This window comes from Streptomyces cahuitamycinicus, from assembly GCF_002891435.1.
GTDB lineage: Bacteria > Actinomycetota > Actinomycetes > Streptomycetales > Streptomycetaceae > Streptomyces > Streptomyces cahuitamycinicus.
Window position 1 is genome coordinate 1 of record NZ_POUC01000439.1, and the last position, 6430, is coordinate 6430.

Below are 6430 nucleotides of genomic sequence, written 5' to 3' on the forward strand. Positions count from 1 at the left end.
GGCAACTGCTTTACCGAGCCGCAAGGCAGGGCGTCGGGCGCGCGGGAGGGAACTCTCGGCGGGTGGGCGGACGGCAGCGCCACCCCGAGGGGGAGTGAGGCGACGCTGCCGAGACGACGACGGCAGCCTGTCCGCGGCTGCCCTCGGTTCCACTCGGTTGCAAACCTACCCTAACGAGAGGGTAGGTTTGGAGTCCGGCAAGTGCGCCGGCACGCGAGGTGAGGCGGTGAAGCCGTGGGCGAGAAGCTGATGCAGATCGGCGAGGTGTCCGAACGCACAGGACTGTCGCTGCGGACGATCCGTCATTACGAGGACATCGGAGTGGTCGCCCCCAGCGAGCGCAGCATGGGTGGCTTCCGCCTCTACACCGAGGCCGAGGTGCGCCGACTGGCGCTATTGCGGCGAATGCGGCCGCTGGGCTTCTGCCTCGACGACATCCGCGCCCTGCTGGACGTACTGGATCAACTCCCCGACGACGGCCGGCCGTTGCCGGAGGACCACGAGCAAGCACACGAGGAACTGGTGGAACGGTTGCGTACGTACTGGGTGAAGGCCGACGCGCGGTGCGACGACCTGCGGCGGCAGCTGGGCCATGCGGAGGACTTCGCCCGCTCCCTGCACGGCCACCTGGCCCGGCTCGTGGACGCCACGGCCGCGGCGGACACGGAGGCGGCGCGATGAGCTCCACCAGTGAATGGGCTGCCTCCGAGGCGGCCCGCCGACGCACGTTCGCCGTGATCAGCCACCCCGACGCGGGCAAGTCCACCCTGACCGAGGCCCTCGCCCTGCACGCACACGCCATCACCGAGGCGGGCGCGGTGCACGGCAAAGCCGGGCGGCGCGGAGTGGCCTCGGACTGGATGGAGATGGAAAAGACCCGCGGCATCTCCGTCACCTCCGCGGTACTGCAGTTCGCCCACCGGGGATGCGTGCTGAACCTGCTGGACACCCCCGGCCACGCCGACTTCTCCGAGGACACCTACCGCGTGCTGGCCGCGGTGGACTGCGCGGTGATGCTCATCGACGCCGCCAAGGGCCTGGAGGAGCAGACCCGCAAGCTCTTCGACGTCTGCCGGCACCGCGGTATCCCGGTCATCACGTTCGTCAACAAGTGGGACCGGCCCGGCCGTGAGGCGCTGGAGCTGCTGGACGAGATCGAGCGCGAGTTCCGCCTCAAGCCCACCCCCGTCGCCTGGCCGGTCGGCGACGCCGGATACCTGCGGGGACTGATCGACGTACGGAGGCCGGGACAGATGCTGCGCTACGCCCGCACCCCCGGCGGTGCCCGCGAAGCCATCGAGGAACCCGTCTCGGCTGATCGGGCTGCTCTGGAGGACGGCGCGGACTGGGGAAAGGCGGTTGAGGAGCTTGATCTCCTCCAGATCGACGGTGCCGTACACGACCAGGAGGCGTTCCTGGCGTGCCGGACCACGCCGGTCTTCTTCGGCGCGGCGATCTCCAACATAGGCGTGCGGCTGCTGCTGGATGCGATCGTCGACCTGGCCCCGCCGCCCGGCCCGCGTGAAGTGGAAGGCGGAGGCGTGCGCCCGGTGGACGCCCCCTTCTCGGGGCTGGTGTTCAAAGTGCAGGCCAACATGGACCCCGCCCACCGGGACAGGATCGCCTTCATGCGCGTGTGCTCAGGGATCTTCGAGCGCGGCATGACCGTCACCCAGGCCGCATCCGGCAAGCCGTTCGCCACCAAGTACGCGCACAGCGTCTTCGGCCAGGACCGTTCCATGGTCGACATCGCCTATCCCGGCGATGTGGTCGGCTTGGTCAACGCCACCGCCCTGCGCGTCGGCGACACCCTCTACGCCGGCCAGTCGACGGTGTTCCCGCCGATGCCCACCTTCGCCCCCGAGCATTTCGCCGTGGCCCGCCCGGTAGACCTCAGCCGGTCCAAACAGTTCCGGCGCGGCATCGCCCAGTTGGACGAGGAGGGTGTCGTCCAGGTCCTGGTCTCCGACCTGCGCGGGGACCAGGCGCCGGTACTGGCCGCGGTCGGCCCGATGCAGTTCGACGTCGTCAGCGCCCGCATGGCCGGGGAGTTCTCCTCCCCCGTGAAGCTGGAGACGCTGCCCTACCGCCTGGCCCGTGCCACCGACACGGCCGGCGCAGAAGCCCTCAACCGCTCCCGGATCGTCCAGGGTGAGGCCCTCACCCGCATCCGCGACAAGGCGCAGCTCGCCCTGTTCCCCGACGGCTGGCAGGCGGGCTCCTTCGAGCGGGAGTTCCCCACCGCCCGACTGGACCACCTCATCGCCGCCCACGAGTAGGACGACCGCCGACAGGGAGCAGGCTAATATCTCTCCCTAGGTGAGAGTGCATACCTGATCCCGTCGGCCATCGATCGGTTGATCAGCACTTCTGTGGACCTTCGGCTCGAAGAGCTGCTGGGCGAGCCGGTGACATGTAAAGCAATCACCATGGTTCGGCAAAGACCAGGTAAATAGGCTGCTAGAGTGAGTGACAGATGATCGCCCTCACGGCCGTTGCGTGCGGATGGGGTGAGTGTCGCCGGTGCCTGAGGCTGTCGCTCCGCGCCGCGGCCGGTGACTTGTGTCGTCGGTTCGGCGCCTGAGCGCCCTCGGGAATCTCTTCTGTAACGAGAGGGTAGCGTCTTGTCGAACGACATACCGAATGCCGTCACACAAGTCCGTTCCCCAGCTCTGGAGGCGGCAACGCAAGACAGCGGCCCGTCATCTCACGGCGGTACGCGTGACGCGTTCTTCGACAACGCGAAGTACCTGCTGATCGTCCTGGTGGCCGTAGCGCATGCCTGGGAGCTCGTGGAGACCAGCCGCGCCACCAGGGCGCTGTACGTCCTCGTCTACACGTTCCACATGCCGGCGTTCATCATCATCTCCGGTTACTTGTCGCGGAGCTTCACCGCCCGGCCTCACCAGATCAGGCGCCTGGTCGGTGGCATCGTCGTTCCGTACGTCGTCTTCGAGACCGCCTACTCCGTGTTCAAGCGGTACGCCGACGACGCGCCCGACCATCCCATCAGCCTGCTCGATCCGTGGCTGCTCACCTGGTTCCTCGCCGCCCTGTTCATCTGGCGGCTCACCACACCGCTGTGGCAGCAACTGCGGCACCCCTTGGCGGTCGCGCTGACGGTCGCGGTACTCGCCTCCGTCACCCCTGGCTTCGGCGACGACCTCAACCTCCAGCGGGTTCTGCAGTTCCTTCCGTTCTTCGTGCTCGGTCTGTGCCTGAAGGCCGAACACTTCCAGCTCCTGGGACGCCGTGAGATCCGGCTGCTGGCCATACCTCTCTTCGTCGGCGCGCTCGCCTTCGCCTACTGGGCGTCGACCCGCCTGCGGACCGAGTGGTTCTTCCGGCGCTCCAGCGCCCAGGAGATCGGGGAACCGTGGTGGACCGGCGTCGTCATGACGTTCGCGCTCTTCGGCTGTTCCGTCCTGCTGACGGCCGCCTTCCTGTCCTGGGTACCGCGTCGGCGCACGTGGTTCACGGTGCTCGGCGCCGGCACGATCTGCGGCTACCTGCTCCACGGCTTCCTGACCAAGGGAGCGGAGTACGCGGGTGTCGCCGACACCTACACCTGGCTGAACGACCCGGCCGGGAAGGTCCTTCTCTCGGTCATCACCGCCGTTGCCGTCACCGTGTTGTGCACCCCGCCGGTGCGCCGTCACCTACGTCCGGTGACTGAGCCGGACCTGTCCTGGGCCTTCCGCTCGAACCTGGCGGAGCGGCCGGCCAAGGGCTGAGCCACCCCCCCTTATTTCCCCTTTCCCCGCCGTACGGCGGCTGTGGCCGGCTGACGCCCGCCCAGCAGCGATGCCGCACATGACGAAGAACACCCCTCCCGGTGGCAGGCGTGCCTGCGGCCGGTGGCGCGGCACGCCTGCCGCACCCCAGTCGGGCACCTGCCCTTTCACGAGAAGGCCAAAATCTGTGAGTGATATGCCGGTTGACGTCGTCCCGGATGTTTCGGTCGTTGTCGGCGCGTACAACGCGATGCCCTATCTGACGCGCTGCGTGATGTCGGTGGTGGAGCAGACGATCGGCCGCGGCAGCATCGAGCTGATCGCCGTGGACGATGGCTCGACAGACGGCACCGGCGCCGAACTCGACAGGCTGGCCCAGGAGTTCCCCGAGGTCATCCGTGTCGTGCACCAGGCCAATTCCGGAGGGCCCTCGGCTCCGCGCAATGTGGGACTGGAACTGGCCCGCGGCCGGTATGTGTTCTTCCTGGACGCCGACGACCACCTCGGCCCCGAGGCCCTTGAACGCATGGTCGCCATGGCCGACACCAACGGCTCCGACGTGGTGCTCGGCAAGATGGTGGGTGTCGGCGGCCGGGGCGCACCCCGCTCGATGTTCCGGCGCAACCAGCCGAGAACGGACGTCTTCAGTTCACGCGTCTACTGGACACTCAGCCCGCTGAAGCTCTTCAGACGCGAGCTGATCGAGCGGCTCGGGCTGCGCTTTCGCACCGATCTGCGGGTCGGTGAGGACCAGCCGTTCGTCGCCATGGCCTATCTGCATGCCGCCGCGATCTCCGTTGTGGCCGACTACGACTGCTACTACTGGGTCGAACGCGAGGACGGCAACAACGTCACGCTGACCACCCGGGGAACACAGCCCAGACTGCGCTTCCTGCACCTGATGTCCGAGCTGCTGGAACGGGAAGTGGAAGCAGGACCACGCCGGGATCTGCTGATCCGCCGCCACCTGGAGGTCGACCTCAACGGCGCCCTCACCCACCTGGTACGCGAGAACGAGCCGGACGTACGCGAGGCCGCCCTCGCCGGTGTCCGGCGCCTGCTCGACACCTGGTGCACCGACGAGATCACCGAGCGACTGCCCGCGATGACCCGGCTGCGCTTCAACCTCGCCCAGCGGGGGATGCTGGACGAACTGCGCACGGTCATCGACTTCGACAGATCCGGCCGTCGGGACAAGGTCGTCGTCGACAAGGGACGTGCTTTCGGCGCCTACCCGTTCTTCCGGGATCCCACCGTCGGCGCCCCGGACGACTGCTACGACATCACCGACCAACTGCCCGTACGCCACCACCTCGACGCGCTGTCGATGAGCGGCAGCTGGCTCGAAATCCAGGGCCACGCATACATCCACCGCGTTGACACACACGAGACGGGCACTGAGGTTGTCCTGCGGGAGCGCGAGAGCCGCACCGAGTACTCCTTTCCCGCACCAACCACCGACACAGCGGACCTGACGACATCGGAAGGGGAAGGTCTGTACGACTATGACCAAGCCGGGTTCGCCGCACGGATCGACACCGCCACCGCAGCCGACGGCGGCCCCCTGCCCGCCGGACTCTGGGACGTCTTCCTCCGCGTGCGCAGCCAGGACATCGTCAAGGAAGCCCGGCTGGGCAACCGGCGGTCCCCTGACATCGACTCCCGTCCCCGGCCGCACCTGGTGCGGCTCGCCGAGGCACGGGCCGAGGTCATCACCCCCTACTTCACCAAGCCGTACGACAACCTCACCCTCGACGTCGGCCAGCGCAAGCACTCCGTGCGCCCGCACTGCACGATGAACGGCGTCACCTGGGCGGACAACGCCCCCGCCACCCTCACCCTCGACGGCCGCATCGGCGTCCAGGACGTCACCGCCGAGGACCTGGTCGTACGGGCCCACCGCGAGGGCCGTACCGTCGAGCTCGACGCCTTCCAGACCCTGACCATCGGCGCCGGCGGCCGAGTCGAGCTCCGCGTCGACCTCCCCCGCGCCGTCGCCGCCGGAACGCTGCAGTGGGGCGACTGGCGGCTCTCCGTGGCCTTGCGGGTTCCCGGGGCGGAGGAGGTGCCCGTCCCTGGAGATCGCGCTCTTCCCACCTTGCGTTTCCGCCGCCGGGGCCTGCCCGCATACGTCAGACCGCTTGCCGGGCACGACCGCCTCACCCTGCGTCTCGCTACCGTCGACCCGATTGCCGGCGTCCGACGGCACCTTCGCCACGTACTCAGTCAGAAGAAAACCTGACCGGGGTGCATACTCTCACGTGACGGTAGACTTCGATGGGCAAATACTCCGCGGCGAGGAGGGCGGACGATCATGGCCGGTGTGGCGGCATGTCCGTCGTGCGGGGAGGCCGAGGACCTGCGCGGCGAACAGGTGAAGGACGACATCAGGATCACCTGTCTGAGCTGCACGGCGCAATGGATGCGCGGCGGCGCGCGCTGCGCGAACTGCGGCGGCCAGGACATCGTCCACCGCCCGCAGGCCATGACCCGGCACTCGCGCGGCACCCAGCTGTCCATCATCGGCTGGCGCGAGCTCCCGCTGTGCCGCCGTTGCGACACCGAGGCGCTGGAAAAGTCCATCTCCCAGAACACCCCCGTGCCCAGCGACTACGTCGCCGCCTGTCTCGGCGCCGCCCAGAACTCGGCGGCGGCTGCCGCGCCGCAGGCAGAGGCGCCTGCTCCCGCCCCACCCC

5 protein-coding genes are annotated in these 6430 nt (G+C 68.4%); all 5 read left to right on the plus strand.

Translation table 11 applies throughout. The features are described 5' to 3' along the window. The first annotated feature begins 234 nt into the window (after positions 1 to 234). Positions 235 to 681 carry a MerR family transcriptional regulator gene (locus C1J00_RS36000; RefSeq protein WP_102913145.1) on the plus strand — a complete coding sequence of 149 codons (447 nt, stop codon included), beginning with the start codon at positions 235 to 237 and terminating at the stop codon, positions 679 to 681. Beyond that, the gene (locus C1J00_RS36005) at positions 678 to 2279 is read left to right on the plus strand and encodes a peptide chain release factor 3 (protein ID WP_102913146.1); all 1602 of its coding nucleotides are present in this window, start codon (positions 678 to 680) and stop codon (positions 2277 to 2279) included. The genes C1J00_RS36000 and C1J00_RS36005 overlap by 4 nt, the downstream gene beginning before the upstream one ends. 393 nt (positions 2280 to 2672) lie before the next feature. Continuing rightward, on the plus strand, positions 2673 to 3734 hold the full coding sequence (locus C1J00_RS36010; protein WP_245936634.1) for an acyltransferase family protein: 1062 nt from the start codon (positions 2673 to 2675) through the stop codon (positions 3732 to 3734). A gap of 196 nt (positions 3735 to 3930) precedes the next feature. Beyond that, positions 3931 to 5976, plus strand: a complete 2046-nt coding sequence (locus C1J00_RS36015; protein WP_245936635.1) for a glycosyltransferase family 2 protein — start codon at positions 3931 to 3933, stop codon at positions 5974 to 5976. Positions 5977 to 6048: 72 nt separating this feature from the next. Further along, the coding region (locus tag C1J00_RS36020; protein ID WP_180989820.1) for a hypothetical protein at positions 6049 to 6430 on the plus strand (382 nt) is incomplete at its 3' end.

Bases quoted from the DNA above. Each gene is read 5' to 3' on its own strand.
- C1J00_RS36005 (WP_102913146.1), top strand. From the start codon at position 678: ATGAGCTCCACCAGTGAATGGGCTGCCTCCGAGGCGGCCCGCCGACGC.
- C1J00_RS36015 (WP_245936635.1), top strand. From the start codon at position 3,931: ATGCCGGTTGACGTCGTCCCGGATGTTTCGGTCGTTGTCGGCGCGTAC.